Genomic DNA, 18321 nt, shown 5'->3' on the forward strand with positions numbered 1-18321 from the left:
CGTTACCGCCAAGAGTCGGAACACTCACCTCTGCACCAAGCGCTGCTTTAATAAAATGAAGCGGTAAAATCATATAGATATCATTTCCTTCGCGCTTAAAAATCTCATCCTCACGAATACGAATATAAATATAAAGATCTCCTCGTCCAGCCTTGCCTGCTTCTCCCTCACCTTGAACGCGAAGCTGTGAACCAGTATCAACACCCGCAGGAAACTTAACTTCAATTTTTCTGGTTACACGCACAACGCCTTGACCCTGGCAATCAGGGCAAAATTCAGAGATCGTCTTCCCTTCTCCTCGACATTGGGGACAAGTTTGCGCCATCCTAAAAAATCCACTATCTGTTACAACCTGGCCCCTGCCTTGACATCTCGAACATGTTTTGGGCTGTGTCCCAGGTTTAGCGCCAGTCCCATTACATTTTTTACAAAAATCATGACGAGGAACTTTAAGTGTTTTTTCAACTCCATCAAATGCTTCCTTTAATGTCAATTCAAACTCATATTGAATGCTTTGACCACGTTTTGGGCCTCGCGATCGGCTAGACTGGCCACCAAAACCAAATCCGCCCAAAATGTCTTCAAAAACATCGCCACCAAATCCCATATTCTGAAAAATACTGCTAAAATCAGCATTTCTAAAAATATCATCTGAAGTGTAATTCTGATCAATGCCCGCATGCCCGAATTGATCATATGTTTTTCTTTTGCTTGGATCTGATAAAACAGCATACGCTTCAGAAATTTCCTTAAACTTCTCCTCGGCACTTTTCTTTTTATCTTCAGGAACACGATCTGGATGATGCGAAAGCGCAAGCTTCCGATAAGCTTTTTTAATTTCGCTTATCGTTGCCTCTCGCTTAACCCCTAAAATTTCGTAATAATCTTTTTTCATAAATGAGCTCCAAACTTATAGAACGACCAGCGAACATAAGTTTGCTGGGTGAACTTATCTCGTACCCAAAAAAAGCATCAAGACATCTAACAGTTCTAATCCTATAAAACAAAGTGCCTGCTTTTGCTTTAAATAAAAAGCAGGCACTCATTTATTTCTTAATATTTATTTCTTATCATCTTCTGCTGTAAAATCAGCATCCATAACGTCTTCTTTGTTAGAACCTTTAGATTCTGATTCTTGACCTGCTGACCCATCTGACCCTGGCTGAGCTTCAGCCCCAGGCTGACCTTGCGCTTGCTGGGCGGCAGATGCCTTATACATTTCCTCAGCTAGCTTATGGCTTGCTTTTTGCAAAGATTCCATAACAGGCTTAATTTTTTCAGCATCATTCGTTTTAATGGCTTCTTTTAAAGCTTCTAATTCTTTTTCAATATTAGCTTTATCTTCCGCTGAAACCTTATCTCCATAATCCTTTAGAGATTTTTCTGTCGCATAAACAAAGCTATTGGCTTCATTAAGCGTCTCAGCCTGTTCTTTTTTCTTTTTATCATCTTCAGCATATTTTTCTGCTTCTTTAACCATTTTATTAATATCATCATCTGACAATTTAGTTGATGCCGTAATTTTAATTGACTGCTCTTTTCCTGTTGCTTTATCTTTTGCCGAAACATGAACAATTCCGTCAGAATCAATATCAAATGTAACTTCAATTTGCGGAATGCCTCGTGGCGCTGACGGAAGGCCAACAAGATCAAAACGTCCCAACTCTATATTGTCATTTGCCATTTGACGCTCACCCTGCAAAACACGAATCGTAACTGCTGTTTGATTATCTTGGGCAGTTGAAAAAATCTGACTTTTCTTCGTTGGAATCGTTGTGTTTCTTTCAATTAATTTTGTACAAACACTCCCTAATGTTTCAATCCCTAGAGACAATGGGGTAACATCTAAAAGAAGAACCTCTTTAGCATCTCCCTTAATAATAGAAGCTTGAACAGCAGCCCCAAGAGCTACACATTCCATCGGGTCAATACCACGTTCAATTTTCTGACCTATTTGCTTTTCAACGAACTCTTGAACAATCGGCATACGAGTTGGACCGCCAACTAAAATAACTTTATCAATTTTAATTTCTTCTCCAAGCTTGGCACCCGCATCTTTTAGGGTCTGAGCAATTGGTCCTTGGCAACGATCAACAATTGGAGAAACTAAGCTTTCCAATTTTGAACGCTCAACCTTCAAATTAAGATGTTTCGGTCCTGTTGCGTCAGCAGTGATAAACGGTAAATTAACATCCGTTGAAATTGTAGAAGAAAGTTCTACCTTTGCTTTTTCAGCGGCTTCCCGAAGTCTCTGAAAAGCCATCTTATCAGCTTTAAGATCAATACCGCTTTCTTTCTTAAACTCTTCACAAATATAATTAATCAACACATTATCCATATCTGTTCCACCAAGATGATTATCTCCACTGGTCGACAAAACTTCAAACGTTGCGGCTTTATGTGTCTCATCCCATCCCATTTCTAAGACAGTGACATCAAGCGTTCCTCCGCCAAAATCAAAAACCATAATTTTTTGCTCTTTACCAGCTTTATCTAAACCATAAGCAAGACAAGCAGCTGTTGGTTCATTGATAATACGCAATACTTTTAATCCTGCGATTTCACCAGCATCTTTAGTCGCTTGTCTTTGATTATCATTAAAATAAGCAGGCACAGTAATTACAGCCTCATCAACAGTGTCTCCGAGATATTTCTCTGCATCAGCCTTGATTTTTTGCAAAATAAAAGCACTGATCTGTTGTGGCGTAAATTCTTTTCCGTCAACAGAAAATTTCTCACTTGTTCCCATCTTTCTTTTAGCGGCATACACCGTTCCTTGCGGATTAACGGCCGCTTGTCTTTTAGCTGGCTCGCCAACAAGACGATTTCCCTCTTTGTCAAATGCAACAAAAGACGGAAAAGCTTTGCCTGATGCCACGCCAGCACCTTCTGCTGATGGAATAATTGAAGGACGGCCTGCTTCCATGATTGCCGCCGCGGAGTTTGATGTGCCTAAATCAATTCCAATAACTTTTGCCATTTTCTTATCCTCCTTTTAAGAACTACATTCTGTCTTTTAAAAATTCTTACTCTGATTCACTTTGTTTTTGTTTTGCTACTTTTACCTTATTTGTGCGAATCACTTTATCTCCCAACATATATCCTTTTTGAAATTCATCTAAAACAATCCCCTCCTCTGCCTCAGATGTCTCTTCTTGCATAAGAGCTTCGTGACAATTCGGATCAAACATCTTTCCAATTGACTCAATAGGTTTAACATCATTTTTACGCAAAAGATCATAAACGTGTGCCATCACCATCTCGATGCCCTTTAAAAAAGCAGTATAATCTTCATGGTTAGCACGTGCAGCCTCAACAGATCTTTCTAAATCATCGAGAATACCTAAAAACTCAATGATCAGTTCTTGATTCGCGTATTTAAAAAATTCAAGCTTTTCGCGCTCCGTCCGCTTGCGCATATTTTCAAATTCAGCATAAATTCTTAAATATTTATCTTTATGATCAGCGACTTCATCAAGCAATTTTTGATGTTCTTCTTTTTTCAGAACAACAATATCCTCTTTTTTCTCTTCCTTCTTTTCTTCTTTTTTCTTCTCTTCTTTTTCCATCTTTTTTACCTTATTAACATTTCATCAATTAATTCTGTAAAATATTCTAAATTAGAAATTGCCTTCTCATAATTCATGCGAGTCGGACCTAAAAGCGCAACGCTACCTTTGGGTCCATTCTCATTTCCATATCGAGAAACAATCAACGAACAACCTTCCATATCTGAACACCCTGCCTCATCGCCAATATAAATATGAATTTTTCTCTCTAAGTCACGATTAATAATTTCCAAAATTCTCTCTTTTTCCTCAAGAAGATGAACAAGGCGTTCAATTTTCTGAAAATTATGAAACTCCGGATATCCCGCAACAAAACTAATTCCCCTACAAAATGTTTTGTCACCATACCCATCTATAGAAATAATGGCTGGATAACGCGTTTCTTGGGCCAAAATCTCGGATGTTTTTTTCAAAAGAGCTTCTAATTCTAAAACGCCCTGACTATATTCGGCCAGAATCCTTTGCTTTTCAATAGCCAAAAGATCAATCTCTTCCATCAAATGATCTACATAATAGCGATATCCATCTTGCGTTGGAATTCGACCTGCTGAAGTATGCGGATGTGTTAAAAAACCATCTTCTTCTAGTTCTGCTAAAATATTTCGAATAGTCGCTGGGCTCAAATCAAAAAGCCGCTCTTCAACAATTTGATTAGAACTCACAGGCGTTATATACTGAATATAACGGCTGACAACATAAGTCAAAATTTTCTCTTTACGATATTGTGGGTCTAAACGTTTTAAACGCATTTTTTCATGTTCTCGATTCTTCTTGAAATAAAAACCCTATAAATATAATGCGTTAGGGTAAAATTAGCACTCTATACTGAAGAATGCTAAGTCAGAATTATAGCAAAAACTTGCTTGTTGTCAACAAAATATTTTTAAGGAATTTTATTAAATCTGGTCTTCAAGCTTAGCAATAAGATCATTGACTTCCCGCGATATTTCAGCAGGAAGAGTTTTCGAATCTTCCATCTCTCGCTTCAAAGATTTGAGCGTTCCAATAAAGCGCTTAATATTAGATTCCTTTCTTTTCTGCCAAGCCTCTTTGGGGTCCAGCTCTTCGCGTTGCCGCATCAAAAGAGTCAAGTCTTTGCGCACTTCTTTTGAATCTTTACCTTTTAAGAAAACTTTTTCTTTAAGCGATTGATAATCCTCATGATTTATGTTTTTATCCTTAGCTTGTCTTAAAACATCAACAGCTTCATAGCTTGGAATTTCAGTCGCCTCGGCATTTTCAGCATATTCTTTATCAAGATACGTTGGCTCTTCTTTTTCGAGAAAATAATAAGATTTTAAAAGTTTTAAAGATGTTGCTTTGCGAATACCAATCTCTTTCGTTACATATTTATCAAAGTCCTGATATCCCCATTCCTTATATGTCTTATCTCGCCAGATGGAATATAGAACACGTCCAAGATCAATCCAAGATTTCTTAAAATTCTTTGAACTTTGAATTGCTAAGTCACGCATAGAGCCTTGCTGAATCATTGTCATATCTTGCATAAAATCCCCTTTTTAAAAATATTAATCAATGGATTAAGCGTCAATTGTATATCAATCGAATTTATTTGTCAAAACATCTAAAAAAATGGGCGGGGTTTTAAAACCCCGCCCATCTATTTTTCTTTTTAAATACCTTTTACTTGTCAGAAAAAATAGATCCTACCTTTCTTTCTGATTTAATTGGCGATTTTAACGTCACTGTTCCATCAGGATGGACATAAACCTTTTCGCCTTTTTCAAAGCTAACTTCATAACTTGGATGAAACTTTGATGTGCCGAAACTTTTTGACCAAACAAGAGAAGCATTGCTTTCCATCCGAGAGACTCTGTTTGATCCATATTTTCGAGAAGAAGAATCCTTGCCCAAATATCTTGAAGCAATTGAAACCGCTTCGCTTTGTGAAATGCGAGGATACACTTCTCCTGCTTCATCCCATGTTGCCTGAAGACAAGCTCCGTTAATTGGATTAACTTGAACCAACACATGCGTTTTTAAAACATTCTTCTGATATGGATTAGATATATTACTTGCCTTTGTCCCGTCAATATCACCTTTTTCATTTTTTGTTAATGAAGGCGTTATGTTTGAAACAAATCGGTCTAAAGCCAATAATGTATATTCTTTATTGTCATCCAGAGAAGTCACATTGAATTTTCTCATTTCTTGGGCTTTATCAAATAAACTCAAGAACTCAGCATCACCTTTCAAAGGATCAGGCAATGCTTGCGCCAAATAAATCAAACAAAGAACTGGAGCCGGTGCCTTCTGAAAGTTTCCATGGCTCATTAGAGACTTTGGAAAACCTTTTTCTCTTGATAAAGCAACGCTTTCTTGTGTCTCTGCTTTTCTTTCTTGATTCATTTCATCAATTTGTGCAAGCGCAACAACCAAGCTTGAATTAGGCCTTGCTTGAACAAGATGGCAAGAAGTATTTTCTAATTCTTTCTTATACGCTTCTTGATTAAGATTCTCTGGCGGTTCGTATACAGCTTTATACGTTCCTGTTGATACCAAAGGCAAATAATCTGCCTGAAAAGCCGTTGTTGTTTGATAGATATTAAAGCCAAGACCTGAAACTTCTGGATCATTAACCCATAAACCTTCAACGTTAAACTCTGGCATAGGAGCCGCAAAAGGATGAGGCTTAACATCTGTTACAATACCGCGAACTAAGCGCCAATTAAGATCGCCATTGACAGGAACCAATGCCGGAGAATATCCTCCCATCGGCGGTAAATAATCAATCCAATAAACAAAATTCTTAATGGCATCTATTTGATTTGTTGTCTCATACCAATCGCTAAAATGATACGCAGGAGCGATTGGAGCAATCTCAGAATTAAGAGCCGTCACGATTTCACCTGAAATCATATCTTCACCCGGCGTTGTCCAGTGATATGTATTATAAATATCTGATTGCGTTGGACTACTTCCTAATGTGTATCGGATCGTTGCTCTCGTCGATGCAGCACCTGTATAATAAGATTGCTGAGCCGTCTCTTGAGGAAACGTGTCTTGACCGTTAAGTACCCCAAGATGATTGACGTATGCAAAATCTAAAAATGCATCATCAAAATACGCCACACCTCCATCGGCAAGCACATCTCCTGCATTTGCATAAACATAAAGCATATAACGCATTTTTACAATACTATCATTATCGGCCAAAGTACCGCTTACCTGTAATTGCGTCCAACCATTAACACCAACAACGCTTTCATCTGAATCAGAAACAACCTCGCCGGCCGCATTTAATGCTTCAATCTTAAGCCCTGCTGTTGCAGAGGAATTAAAATCAAAATCTGTTTTTATTTGAACAGTTGCATAAAACGGATCATTTGGACCCGCATCAAATTCTTGGGTCAATGCAGCAAAATAATTTTCATTCCCATACATATTTAAATTATCAATTGTATTTTTCGCTGCCAATGCTCCTCCGCTAACATACTCTGCTTGAGCAATCCAAGAACTGGTTGCCTGATTAGGCTGCGGCCAATTAATATATGGCTCAACAATGGTCCAGTCGTGCAAACCATTCTCCATATCAGGATTCATCAAATTTCCAGGTGGTGTTGGAGGCTGAATAACATCAGTGCTCAATACAGCTTGATCAAACTGAACAATACCTCCATTAGCCAATGTATCGCCTTCTTTGGCAGAAACAAAGGCAACATATCGAACCTTAACAGCATTCTGAGGCGCTGCTGCAGCAACATAGAGAAGTCGCCAAGAAGTCTCTCCTCCGATAATATCTTCATCTCCCACAGGATTACCGTTTAGATCCTCCTCAATGACGAGCCCGCCATCATCCAGAAACTCAATAGCAAGTCCACCGGCTGCCATTGATATTGGATTAATGTTCGTCTGCGCTTCAATCGTTGCATAATACATTGTGCCTAACACCGGCTGCGGAATAACAAACTCTTGACTAACGGTTGCATAATAATCAAAATCGCTGCAATTCGTTACATCAATTGTATTTCGAGCAGAATAAGTTCCTGCAAAAGGAGACTGTGTCTCAAGATCCCATGTTATAGAAGACGGCACTGGCTCAGAAACATCCCAAGCGTTAAGACCATTCTCGAATCCTGGATTTTGCAAATCTCCTCCAGGAGGTGGAATAGGATCTGTCGTTAAAACAGCTTCATCAAACATCGCAATCCCACCTTGAGCACTAAGATCTTCTCTTAATGCAAAGACTGAACAACTATATCTGATTTTTGCTGTTCCTTCTGGTGTATCAAAAGATAAGTAAAGCTGTGTCCAGTTTGTGTTGCCTCCAATCATGTCCTTGTATTCAATAATATTTCCATCATCATCCTCAATTTCCTCTCCAGCATCATTTAAGAACACAACTGAAATTCCGGCTTGCGCTGTTGATACTACGCTAATCTCAGTCATAGCTTGAAGAGTTACATAATATGTTGTGAGCTCTGGAGCATCAATATCCTGACTCACAGCCGCATAATAATCTGGGAGAGGATCGCCATTTGGAGGCGGCACAGTTGAAAGATCTTCAACATTGATCGTATTTTTTGCAGAAAAAATTCCCATAAAAGGAGCAACCTGTTCCAAGTCCCATGTTGGAGCAGTGCCTTCTTCTAAATAAGCTTCTGTAATATCCCAGTGGTTAAATCCATTTTCGAATCCTGGGTTTTGTAAACTCTCAACAACAGGAGGTGGAATATAGTCAGTGGTCAAAACAGCTTCATCGAATATCGCCGTACCACCTTGAGCGCTAAGATCTTCTCTTAATGCAAAAACTGAACAGCTATATCTAATTTTTACAGTATCCTCTGGCGTATTAAAGGATAAGTAAAGTTGCTCTTCGGGGGTGTTGCCTCCAATCATGTCCTTGTATTCAATAATATTTCCATCATCATCCTCAATTTCCTCTCCAGCATCATTTAAGAACACAACAGAAACACCAGCCTGTGCCGTTGAAGCTGAATTAATATTAGTTTTTGCTTGAAGAGTTACATAATATGTTGTGAGCTCTGGAGCATCAATATCCTGACTCACAGCCGCATAATAATCTGGGAGAGGATCGCCATTTGGAGGTGGCTCAGTTGAAAGATCCTCGATATTAATTGTATTTTTTGCCGAAAGAGACTCTGCAAGAGGATTATTTTGTTCAAGACTCCATGTTGGAGCAGTGCCTTCTTCTAAATAAGCTTCTGTAATATCCCAATGGTTAAATTCATTTTCGAATCCTGGATTTTGTAGATTCTCAACAACAGGAGGTGCAATATAATCAGTCGTCAAAACAGCTTCATCGAATATCGCAATCCCACCTTGAGCATTAAGGTCTTCTCTTAATGCAAAGACTGAACAACTATATCTGATTTTTGCAGTATTCTCTGGCGTATCAAAAGATAAGTAAAGTTGTTCTACAGGAGTGACGCCTCCAATCATGTCTTTATATTCAATAATATTTCCATCGTCATCTTCAATTTCCTCTCCAGCATCATTTAAGAACACAACAGAAACACCAGCCTGTGCGGTTGAAGCTGGATTAATGTCAGTTGTCGCTTGAAGAGTTACATAATATGTTGTGAGCTCTGGAGCATCAATATCCTGACTCACAGCCGCATAATAATCTGGGAGAGGATCGCCTGGCTGAGGGGGTTCTGTAAGAAGATCCTCAATATTAATTGTATTTTTTGCCGAAAGAGACTCTGCAAGAGGATTATTTTGTTCAAGGCTCCATGTTGGTCCCGGAGGAGGAGTTAGATTAGGATCAAGTGCCGCTTCTGTAATATCCCAACCATTAAGCCCATTTTCAAATCCTGGATTCTGAAGCTGACTTCCTCCTGGAGGTGCAATATAGTCAGTGGTCAAAACAGCTTCATCAAATAGCACAACTCCGTCATGAGCAGCAAGATCGTCTCTGAGCGCAAAAACCATACAACTATATTTAATCTTTACAGTTCCCGCAGGCGCTGTGACAGCTAAATAAAGATTTTTCCAATCAGTTGTCCCTCCAATCGTATCAGATGCCTCAGAAAGAACAGTTCCTACAGAATTTAAAAATTGAATTAAAATTCCAGCTTGCGCTGTCGATAATACACTGATATCTGTCTTTGCTTGAAGTGTTGCATAATACGTCTCTCCGGCGCTTGCACCATAAAGTTCTTGGCTAACAGTAGCATAATAATCTGGAAGAGGATCGCCTGGCTTAAGTGGCTCTGTAACAAGATCTTCAATATTAATTGTATTTTTAGCAGAATAAACTCCCCAAGGACTCGGCGTCTGAAGACTCCACGTTGGCGCCGGAGGAGGAGTTAGATTAGGATCAAGTGCCGGCTCTGTAATAGTCCAGCCGTTAAATGCATTTTCAAACCCTGGATTCTGAAGCTGACTTCCTCCTGGAGGTTCAATATAACTCGTGGTCAAAACAGCTTCATCAAAATACGCAAGACCATTCTGAGCTATGACATCGTCCTTAGATGCATAAACTGAGCAATTATATCTAATCTTTGCGGTTCCCGGAGGAGCCGTAACAGCTAAATAAAGATTTTTCCAATCAGTTGTCCCGCCAATCATATCAGATGAATCGAAAATAACGAATCCTGCAGAATTTAAAAATTGAATTGCAACTCCAGCCTGCGCTGTCGATAATGGACTAATATTTGTCTTCGCTTGAAGTGTTGCATAATAAGTCGTCCCAACGCTTGCATTAAATTCCTGTTTAAGTGTTGTATAGTATTCCGGTGCCGATGATTGAAGAGCATTGACATTAATTGTATTTATAGCAGAATAACTCCCCCAAGGACTCGGTGCAAGATTCCATGTTGGCAAAGTACCTTGTACTACGGCGGGCTCTATTCTAGTCCAACCATTTAAGCCATTTTCAAACCCTGGAGTTGCAAGCATGTTGACAGCCAAAGCAGGCGCAGCAAAAATAAACACAACTGCCATGGTAAGAGTGATTAATCTCGTTAATTTCTGAAACAACATAAAGCCCTCCTTGATTTGTTATTAAATATCTAAATTATATACCTGATTTTTGTTTATTCCGTGACTTAGGCACTAAAAGTATAGCACGCGCTTATTCTGAATGCCACTTGATATCAAATATATACTAATATTAGTAGCGTCATAAGTCATTATTTTACAACCAGTTAAAACAGTATTTCAAAGAAAACCAAAAAAATATCAATTTCTCAAAGAAAATATTCTATTTCTCAAATAAAAAGCCACGGTTCCGAACTCCCTTTAAAAGCTCTTCTACCGTGGCAGTTAAATATTGTACCCAAAGTATAGCCGATAAAATAAACTTTTCAAGGCCAAAATGGCACCTTTAAGTAAACGCTTTCTTTAAACACCTTAACTTTATTTCTTTCAAAGAGTTAAAATATTTTACCAAAAAATTTTCCTTATTTTTTAATAGAAAAACCCTTAACTTTCTGAAAAACCTTTGGCGGGACTGAAGCTCGAACGCACACAGACTCGCTTGTATATTTTATCTCATACACTTGAGCTTCTTCATACAAAAGATTAACCAAATCCATACGATCAACAGGGATGTGAACATCAATCTGTATTAACGAAGGAGCCAACACCTTTGAAATACGCTCGACTAAATAATCCATATTTTCACCTGTTTGACCTGAAACAAAAACAACATTCTCAAAACTATCAATTAAATAATTAAGTCCTGTCCGATCTTCTATTTTATCAATTTTGTTAAATACAGTGATCATCGGTTTGTTTTGGACATTCAATTCTTTCAAAACAACAACAACTGATTCATGAAAATCTCGAAATTTAGGATTACTGACATCAACCACATGAAGCAAAATATCTGCCTCCTCGACTTCTTCAAGTGTGGCGTGAAACGCATCAATAAGCCCGTGCGGTAAATCATGCAAGAAACCAACCGTATCAGACAAAACAATGGTTTGATGATTAGGCATAACATATTGTCGAGACAGTGGATCAAGCGTTGTAAAAAACCCATCATAAACACGCTGATCCGATTTTGTTAACTGATTTAAAAGCGTTGACTTTCCTGCATTGGTATATCCAACTAATGAAATAGCAGGAATTTTTTGGTTTTGTCTTTTTTTACGCTTTGTTTTTCTAATTTGGCTAACGCCCTCAAGCTGTTTTTTTAATTTCTCGATACGATCTGTAATTCTTCTGCGATCTATTTCTAGTTTTGTTTCGCCTGGACCGAGGGTTCCAATGCCGCCACCCAAGCGAGACATCTCTGTCCCTCTTCCTCTTAGTCGCGGCAAAAGATATTGAAGCTGCGCAAGCTCAACTTGCATTCTTCCTTCCTGAGATTTAGCATGTTTAGCAAAAATATCTAAGATCACCTGCGTACGATCAACGACTTTAACCCCCAGTTCCTTTTCAAGATTATGCCTTTGGCTCCCTTTTAATTCTTGGCTAAAAATAACTGTATCGATACTTTTAAGCGCGCAAATCTCTGCGATCTCTTTTACTTTTCCTTCCCCAATTAAAAAATTTGGTGTCGGCTCTACTCCTCGACACAGAACCAAATCAACAATTTCTCCAAAACAAGAAAGAATCAACTCTTTAAGTTCCTCAGCAACCTGCTCAAGCGGCCAATTTTTACCTTTTTTAAATTCAATCGCTACAACTAAAATCTTTTCTGTCACTTCATCGCCTCTCTTAAAATTTGTTCGCCTATATTTTTAACCGTGTCATTATCTTTAATATTAATCCATTCTAATCTCTGGTCACGCCGAAACCATGTCAATTGGCGCTTAGCAAAATTTCGAGTATTCTTTTTAATAATTTCCTTTGTCTGCTCTAAATCGCACCGCCCATCCAAAAACTCAGATATTTCCTTAAAACCAATAATGCTCTTCGCTGTTCGACTAATTTTCTTACCCTTAATATTCTCGATTTCTTTAACAGCGCCTTTTTGAAACATTTTGTCTACACGTTTATCAATATCACTATAAAGTTTATCTCGATCTCGATTTAATACAAAAATACAAATATCATATTTACCCCAAAGACCTTCTCTATTTGGATGAAGCTGACTAATTGGTTTTCCGCAAACTTCAAAAACCTCCAAAGCACGTACAAGCCGCCTAACATCATTCGCATGAATTCTTGACGCAGATATTGGATCTATTTCTTTAAGTCGTTCGAGAGCCTCTTCCCTTCCATTATTTTTAATATTTTCTTCAATTCTTTTTCGAACCTCAAAATTCTTTTCAGAATCCTTTTCTTCAAATATTCCGTCAAGTAAAACAGACATATACAATCCACTTCCACCAACAACAATAGGAATTGTTTTCTTTTTCTCAATAGCACAAATTGCCTTAAGCGCTTCTTGACGGAACATAGAAACATCGAAATTCTTTGCCACCGAAATAACATCAATCAAATAATGCTTAATTCCTCCAAGCATCTTTAAAGATGGTTTTCCCGTTAAAATGGAAACCTCTTTGTAAACCTGCATGGCATCGCATGAAATAATTTGTGTTTTTAGTTTTTTTGCTAACCAAAAAGCAACATCTGTTTTTCCGACAGCGGTTGGTCCAACGATAAAAATAATTTTCTTTTTTGTCATAAATTAAGGATAAATAATGGTAGGATACCCAATATCAGCGAGTTTATTTCGAAGATTTCTCGCTTTTTCCAAAGAAGTTGTTTCTCCGATACGAACACGATAAAACTTTTTTCCATTCTTATCTATTGTCTCAACAATATACCCATATTGTCCTTTTGATTTCAGCTCTGAAACAAGTTTTTCAGCTCGATTTTGATCTAAAAAAGCACCAACTTGAACAGCAAAATACTGCTTCTCTTCTAAAAGCTGTTTTGCCGTAAAGGCCTCAAGGCTATCAGGAAACTCTTCTTCGATCTTGCGCAAAATTTTTCGTGCCTCATCCCATCGAGCAAGCCTTAAATTTGCACGAGCTTTCTTAAGATAAATTAAACTTAAAAAGTTTGAGTCTCTGCGATTTTCTAAAAGCTGATCAGTCTTCTTTAAAACCTGGTCATAATGACCTTCCAAGAAATACGTATTGATAATCCCAATACTTGATTGATCATAAAGATCGCTGTTTGAGGTTTCCTTTACAATACTTTGAAAAATATCCCGCGCCTGTTGATAATCACCTAAATACAAATCGCTTAACGCAGCATAATATTTTATCTCATTTTCTTGATTACGAGTAACAGGCCCTAACAACGCTTCTTTTGCTAAAATGCGTGCCTGCCCAAAATCTTCTCTTAAGATTGAAGTTTTTACATCATCAAGGGTCGCTGCGCAAACATAATTAGCATTTCTTAAAAAGAAAATACAAAAACCGATAAATATATAAATAATTATTCTTTTCATGGATTCTATTTTAACAAAAAATGATAATTTCTAACAGAGAATGCTCAATTTCCTCCATTTACAATAAATTAAAAACAAAACCGAAAACAACATGCAAGGCTAAAAAACTCGAAACATTATTTAAAACTCTTGCTGCTCGCTCTTTCCCTCTACTTTAATCATTTGATTATCAGATTGCTTATGTTCTTCAGTAGTTTGATTAAGCTTTTCAACTTGACCTTGCAGAACGAGCACAGATTCCTTTAAACTTTCAATTTCCTGCATTATTTCATAAAATCGGCGCGAAAAATATTCTGCATCTTTTTCTACAATAATCTGTGCTCCAACCTTCTCAACCTTAGCTCCCATAGGAACAACAACACGGCTTCCATCAGTAATCTCAACCGCTTCCATGCCCAAAGGAACATCTTTCAAATTTGCTTCTTTAGGATTAAGATCTTCTTCAAACCCAAAACATATCAATGGAATTAAAAAGAAAAAGAAAAGAAAAAGCTTAAAAATCCTCATCATCCTGAAACCTGTGGCTGAATTTCTTCTTTCTTAGATGGGTTAAAAATACGCTTTAAGAATCGAAACATTTTCTTTAAAAACCATATAGAAACAAAAATAAATAAAATAACAACAATACTAGCAATCACAGGATGGTTAATAATCAAATACAAAATACCAACAACAGAAACATCCTCAGTAACGCTTGCCACAGAATTTGTAATAGGCTCTGGTGATGTGTTGATAGCCGCGCGCGCCGTGGCTTTAGTTAAATGGGACTCAAGGGTAACGCCACCTGCCAAAAGAGCAACAGGTATTTGCAGCGCAGGTCCTGCTCCTGCTGCCGCCATATAACCTAAAGCTGCTCCACCAGCTGGTCGAATAAAAGTATGAATGCTATCCCACGCTGAATCAACATAAGGAATTTTATCCGCAAAGAATTCAATCCCATAAAGTAAAAGCGCTGCAACAATAATTAGAGGATGGGCTAAGATATCCATACTGCCAGGAAGTTCGATCAAGTGCAGCCTCTGTGCAATACCAAGACCTGCCGTCGTTAAATAAAGATTAACACCTGACCCCCAAGACCCACCAAGAACAACAGGAATAGCGCCTAATGATTCCATCCGAAATTCTTTCTATTAATTTTTATTATCCCGAGGCCAAACTTTTATCTTTTCAGAATCAGGCTTATTTCGTATCTGATCTAAAATCTCTTTAGCTTCCGGTTTTTCAACTCCAACAGACTTAATGGTTTCATCTTTATTATAAATAAATGCGCATCCAACGACTGTTGAAAGCAAAAAAAGAATAGTAATTATTTTTTTCATTTCTCAAGCTCCTTAATTTGTTCATTCAAAAGTAACGCCTTAAAATCTTTCCTTGCCAGATTTCCCTTATATCCGATTTCAACAACCTCTAAAATTTCAATCTTAAAAATAACAAATTTATCTGACATGCCCATTTCAAAATCTTCATGAATTTTCTTCTCTCGAACACCATCAATAACACGTTTAACTGTTAGAGCCATTTCTTTTTCCTGCAGATCATCAATAAGCTGTTGACAAATCGCATGGCCTTCAATAATTTTGCCTTTTCCCTTAACTTGATACCCTTTTAATGATTTTTCATCTACAAAAGATAGGGAAACGCTAGAATCACGGTTTAAATTCTCCCATGTTTTCCCAATCGTGCAATCAATTAAATAAATAAACTCATCCAATGTTTTTAAAATCATTTTAGGCGCGGCATTGGGATGCCCATCAGCATTAACAGTTGCCACATTTAAAAACTGAATCTTATTTAAAAGTTTTTTAAATTCATCAATACGCATAAAAAATATTCTACCCTTTTTATGTTTAATCAACAAGAAATATTATAAAGATAAAAAGGGCAAACCGCAACAAGCGGTTTGCCCTTTTTTTACTGCATTATAACCCCTTATTCTTTCTTGGCCTTTTGACCAACAACTTGCGATACCACTTTTTCTGGAGATTTCTCGTAATGAGAAAACTTCATGCTATAAGTTCCTCGACCTGCAGTGACAGAGCGAAGATCCGTCGCATATTTAAACATTTCCGAAAGCGGCACATGAGCTTTTAAAATTTGCTTCTTAACTCTAACTTCAGATCCCATAATTCGTCCCCTGCGAGAACTAAGATCCTTTGTAATCTGACCTAGAAATTCGTCTGGAATAACAATGGAAACTTCCATAATTGGTTCAAGCAAAGCCGGTCCTGCCAATTTAACCGCTTCTCTCAAAGCCATTGCAGCTGCAATCTGAAATGCCATATCAGATGAATCAACAGCATGAAACGATCCATCCAAAACAGTCACTTGAATATTTTGAATTGGAAAACCAGCTAAACGCCATCATGAACAGCCTGTCGTACCCCTTTCTCAACAGAAGGAATATAATTTCTCGGAATTGCCCCACCAAAAATCTTATTAATAAACTCAAACTCTGCTCCATCTTTTGACAATGGCTTAACTTCAAGCTCAACATCTCCGTACTGTCCACGTCCACCAGATTGTTTCTTATATTTATGGCGAGCGCGCGCTGTTCTTGAAATAGTTTCTCGATAAGAAACTTTAGGCGTGCCAAGATCTACGTCAACATGATAGCGCATTCTCATTCTTTCCAACATAACTTTAAGATGAAGATCACCGACACCAGAAACAATAAGTTCGTTTGTATCATTATCTCGATAAGATCGAAACGTATGATCTTCCTCGCACATGCGATGTAAACTTGCTGAAATCTTCTCTTCATCCGAACGTGTTTTAGGTTTAATCGACGCCGAAATAGATGGCTCAGGAAATTTAATCGGATCAAAAATAATTCTTTCCTTGTTTTCACACAACGTGTCACACACATGCGTATTTTTAAGTTTTGGCAAAGCAACAATATCGCCACAACTTGCTTCTGTAACACTAATTTGCTCTTTTCCTTGTAATATACTAATAGAGCCAACCGTTTCTCTTGTGTTTTGATTAACATTAAAGAATGACGAATTTGCTGTCATTTTTCCACTTAAAATGCGGACCAAAGACAAATGCCCAAGGTGAGGATCAAACATCGACTTAAAAACATACCCTGTCAAAGGAGCTTGATCTAACGGCTTGATGCGCCTGATTTCTTCAGAATTCTGGAGATGTGCTTCAAATTCTGGATGCTCAACTGGAGAAGGCAAATATGCAACGATCCCATTTAAAAGGTCTTTAATTCCCGCATCCGTCAAAGCGCTTCCAGAAAAAATAGGAAAGAATTTTGCCTGCGAAACAGCTTTATGAAGAGCTTGCTTAATTTCATTTTCAGACAAAGTTCCCACCTCTAAATACTTCTCAATCAGCTCATCATCCGTCTCTGCTACAGACTCAATAAACTGAGGATCATTGTAATCAACAACACCTGCCTTAGATGAAAGCTGCTCTCTGATTGAAGCAATAGTTTCGTCTATATTAACTTCATTTTTATCTGTTTTATTAATAAAAATAATGCGAGGAATATATCGTTCTTGAAGCCGCTGCCAAACATCCTCAGTTCCAACTTCAACACCATTGACGGCATCCACGATAACAATAGCTGAATCTACAACTCTTAAGGCAGAAATTGTCTCGCCAATAAAATCAGAATATCCAGGAGTATCTATGATTTGAATTTGATAATTATTATATTTTACGGTGAGCATGCTAGCGTTAATCGAGATCTGACGCTCAATCTCATCATCATTAAAATCACTAATCGAGCTTCCTTTTTGAACATCACCTTTGCGCGTAATTGATCCGCTAACGAACAAAATGCTTTCCGCAAGCGACGTCTTACCGCAATGAGCGTGTCCAACTAATGCAATGTCGCGCTTAAATTTGGCTTCCATAATCATTTCCCCTCTTTTAATTTTTATAATCACAATATGTTCTAAGCATACGAAATATCACCTGTTTCTACGTCTAACATAACATGCTTATGACCGACATCAACAGCAGAAACTTCACGACACCTAATGCGTCGCTCTTTTAAGATATTAAAAATTCGATCTACTTCTTCATCATACTCAAAATCATCTTTTTGATGATCAACATTCTCGCCAGCCACAAGAGAAACTTCGATGTCGTCTGATGCTGCCCCAAGAAGAGTCATATTAGAAATCATTTTATCGATCGACTCTCGAGCATCTTTCGCAAGAATAGGATCTGTTTTTTCTTTATGCACACTATGAAGAAACATTGCATGGGCAATTGCTCCAATCTTATGCATCGGATCTCTTGCCACAATCGCAAAACAAGAACGATCTCGAATATCTGACTTCAAAATTACCTCTCCTCGGCCAGCAGTGGCTTCTCCTTTATGAACATTAACAAATCGTTTCATCCGCACCTCCCGCTTTTTATGATTAATAAATTTTTTACCGAATAACAGAAAAG

Annotated in this window: 15 protein-coding genes and 1 pseudogene; all 16 read right to left on the minus strand. The window is 37.8% G+C overall.

The genetic code is table 11. From position 1 onward, the window contains the following. A partial coding sequence (gene dnaJ / locus PHY73_01390; GenBank protein MDD3374362.1) for a molecular chaperone DnaJ occupies positions 1 to 895 on the minus strand: 895 nt, incomplete at its 3' end. A 165-nt stretch (positions 896 to 1060) separates the two neighbouring features. After that, positions 1061 to 2980 carry a molecular chaperone DnaK gene (gene dnaK, locus PHY73_01395; GenBank protein ID MDD3374363.1) on the minus strand — a complete coding sequence of 640 codons (1920 nt, stop codon included), beginning with the start codon at positions 2978 to 2980 and terminating at the stop codon, positions 1061 to 1063. Positions 2981 to 3026: 46 nt separating this feature from the next. After that, complete coding sequence (gene grpE, locus PHY73_01400) at positions 3027 to 3569, minus strand: nucleotide exchange factor GrpE (protein MDD3374364.1); 543 nt, start codon at positions 3567 to 3569, stop codon at positions 3027 to 3029. A 5-nt stretch (positions 3570 to 3574) separates the two neighbouring features. Beyond that, positions 3575 to 4318: a hypothetical protein gene (locus PHY73_01405; protein ID MDD3374365.1), complete on the minus strand. Its 744-nt coding sequence runs from the start codon at positions 4316 to 4318 to the stop codon at positions 3575 to 3577. 147 nt (positions 4319 to 4465) lie between these two features. Then, positions 4466 to 5077 (minus strand): hypothetical protein, encoded by a 612-nt coding sequence (locus tag PHY73_01410; protein MDD3374366.1) that lies wholly within the window; start codon positions 5075 to 5077, stop codon positions 4466 to 4468. A gap of 136 nt (positions 5078 to 5213) precedes the next feature. Beyond that, positions 5214 to 10538: a hypothetical protein gene (locus PHY73_01415; protein MDD3374367.1), complete on the minus strand. Its 5325-nt coding sequence runs from the start codon at positions 10536 to 10538 to the stop codon at positions 5214 to 5216. Positions 10539 to 10957: 419 nt separating this feature from the next. Further along, complete coding sequence (gene hflX, locus PHY73_01420) at positions 10958 to 12208, minus strand: GTPase HflX (GenBank protein ID MDD3374368.1); 1251 nt, start codon at positions 12206 to 12208, stop codon at positions 10958 to 10960. Continuing rightward, on the minus strand, positions 12205 to 13134 hold the full coding sequence (gene miaA, locus PHY73_01425) for a tRNA (adenosine(37)-N6)-dimethylallyltransferase MiaA (GenBank protein ID MDD3374369.1): 930 nt from the start codon (positions 13132 to 13134) through the stop codon (positions 12205 to 12207). Before miaA ends, hflX begins: the two co-directional genes overlap by 4 nt. 3 nt (positions 13135 to 13137) lie before the next feature. Continuing rightward, on the minus strand, positions 13138 to 13908 hold the full coding sequence (locus PHY73_01430; protein ID MDD3374370.1) for an SPOR domain-containing protein: 771 nt from the start codon (positions 13906 to 13908) through the stop codon (positions 13138 to 13140). 120 nt (positions 13909 to 14028) lie between these two features. Next, positions 14029 to 14418: a hypothetical protein gene (locus PHY73_01435; GenBank protein ID MDD3374371.1), complete on the minus strand. Its 390-nt coding sequence runs from the start codon at positions 14416 to 14418 to the stop codon at positions 14029 to 14031. Continuing rightward, on the minus strand, positions 14415 to 15023 hold the full coding sequence (locus tag PHY73_01440; GenBank protein MDD3374372.1) for a DUF4126 domain-containing protein: 609 nt from the start codon (positions 15021 to 15023) through the stop codon (positions 14415 to 14417). Before PHY73_01440 ends, PHY73_01435 begins: the two co-directional genes overlap by 4 nt. A 15-nt stretch (positions 15024 to 15038) precedes the next feature. After that, positions 15039 to 15227, minus strand: a complete 189-nt coding sequence (locus tag PHY73_01445) for a hypothetical protein (GenBank protein MDD3374373.1) — start codon at positions 15225 to 15227, stop codon at positions 15039 to 15041. Then, a complete protein-coding gene (locus PHY73_01450) occupies positions 15224 to 15730 on the minus strand; it encodes a pyridoxamine 5'-phosphate oxidase family protein (protein MDD3374374.1) in 507 nt (168 codons plus the stop codon). The genes PHY73_01445 and PHY73_01450 overlap by 4 nt, the downstream gene beginning before the upstream one ends. Before the next feature lie 107 nt (positions 15731 to 15837). Further along, positions 15838 to 16164, minus strand: coding sequence for a hypothetical protein (locus PHY73_01455; protein MDD3374375.1), 327 nt, complete (start codon positions 16162 to 16164; stop codon positions 15838 to 15840). Positions 16165 to 16194: 30 nt separating this feature from the next. Then, positions 16195 to 17774, minus strand: a pseudogene (locus tag PHY73_01460) (elongation factor G). 41 nt (positions 17775 to 17815) lie between these two features. After that, positions 17816 to 18268: a hypothetical protein gene (locus PHY73_01465; GenBank protein MDD3374376.1), complete on the minus strand. Its 453-nt coding sequence runs from the start codon at positions 18266 to 18268 to the stop codon at positions 17816 to 17818. Positions 18269 to 18321 lie beyond the last annotated feature (53 nt).

It is taken from the genome of Candidatus Omnitrophota bacterium (genome assembly GCA_028693815.1).
Taxonomy (GTDB): Bacteria; Omnitrophota; Gorgyraeia; order Zapsychrales; family Aceulaceae; genus Aceula.

What these genes read in the sequence shown, in the direction of transcription:
- dnaK (MDD3374363.1), bottom strand. Translation starts at nt 2,980, where the DNA reads ATGGCAAAAGTTATTGGAATTGATTTAGGCACATCAAACTCCGCGGCG.
- grpE (MDD3374364.1), bottom strand. Translation starts at nt 3,569, where the DNA reads ATGGAAAAAGAAGAGAAGAAAAAAGAAGAAAAGAAGGAAGAGAAAAAA.
- PHY73_01405 (MDD3374365.1), bottom strand. Translation starts at nt 4,318, where the DNA reads ATGCGTTTAAAACGTTTAGACCCACAATATCGTAAAGAGAAAATTTTG.
- PHY73_01410 (MDD3374366.1), bottom strand. Translation starts at nt 5,077, where the DNA reads ATGCAAGATATGACAATGATTCAGCAAGGCTCTATGCGTGACTTAGCA.
- PHY73_01415 (MDD3374367.1), bottom strand. Translation starts at nt 10,538, where the DNA reads ATGTTGTTTCAGAAATTAACGAGATTAATCACTCTTACCATGGCAGTT.
- miaA (MDD3374369.1), bottom strand. Translation starts at nt 13,134, where the DNA reads ATGACAAAAAAGAAAATTATTTTTATCGTTGGACCAACCGCTGTCGGA.
- PHY73_01430 (MDD3374370.1), bottom strand. Translation starts at nt 13,908, where the DNA reads ATGAAAAGAATAATTATTTATATATTTATCGGTTTTTGTATTTTCTTT.
- PHY73_01435 (MDD3374371.1), bottom strand. Translation starts at nt 14,418, where the DNA reads ATGATGAGGATTTTTAAGCTTTTTCTTTTCTTTTTCTTTTTAATTCCA.
- PHY73_01440 (MDD3374372.1), bottom strand. Translation starts at nt 15,023, where the DNA reads ATGGAATCATTAGGCGCTATTCCTGTTGTTCTTGGTGGGTCTTGGGGG.
- PHY73_01445 (MDD3374373.1), bottom strand. Translation starts at nt 15,227, where the DNA reads ATGAAAAAAATAATTACTATTCTTTTTTTGCTTTCAACAGTCGTTGGA.
- PHY73_01450 (MDD3374374.1), bottom strand. Translation starts at nt 15,730, where the DNA reads ATGCGTATTGATGAATTTAAAAAACTTTTAAATAAGATTCAGTTTTTA.
- PHY73_01455 (MDD3374375.1), bottom strand. Translation starts at nt 16,164, where the DNA reads ATGGCTTTGAGAGAAGCGGTTAAATTGGCAGGACCGGCTTTGCTTGAA.
- PHY73_01465 (MDD3374376.1), bottom strand. Translation starts at nt 18,268, where the DNA reads ATGAAACGATTTGTTAATGTTCATAAAGGAGAAGCCACTGCTGGCCGA.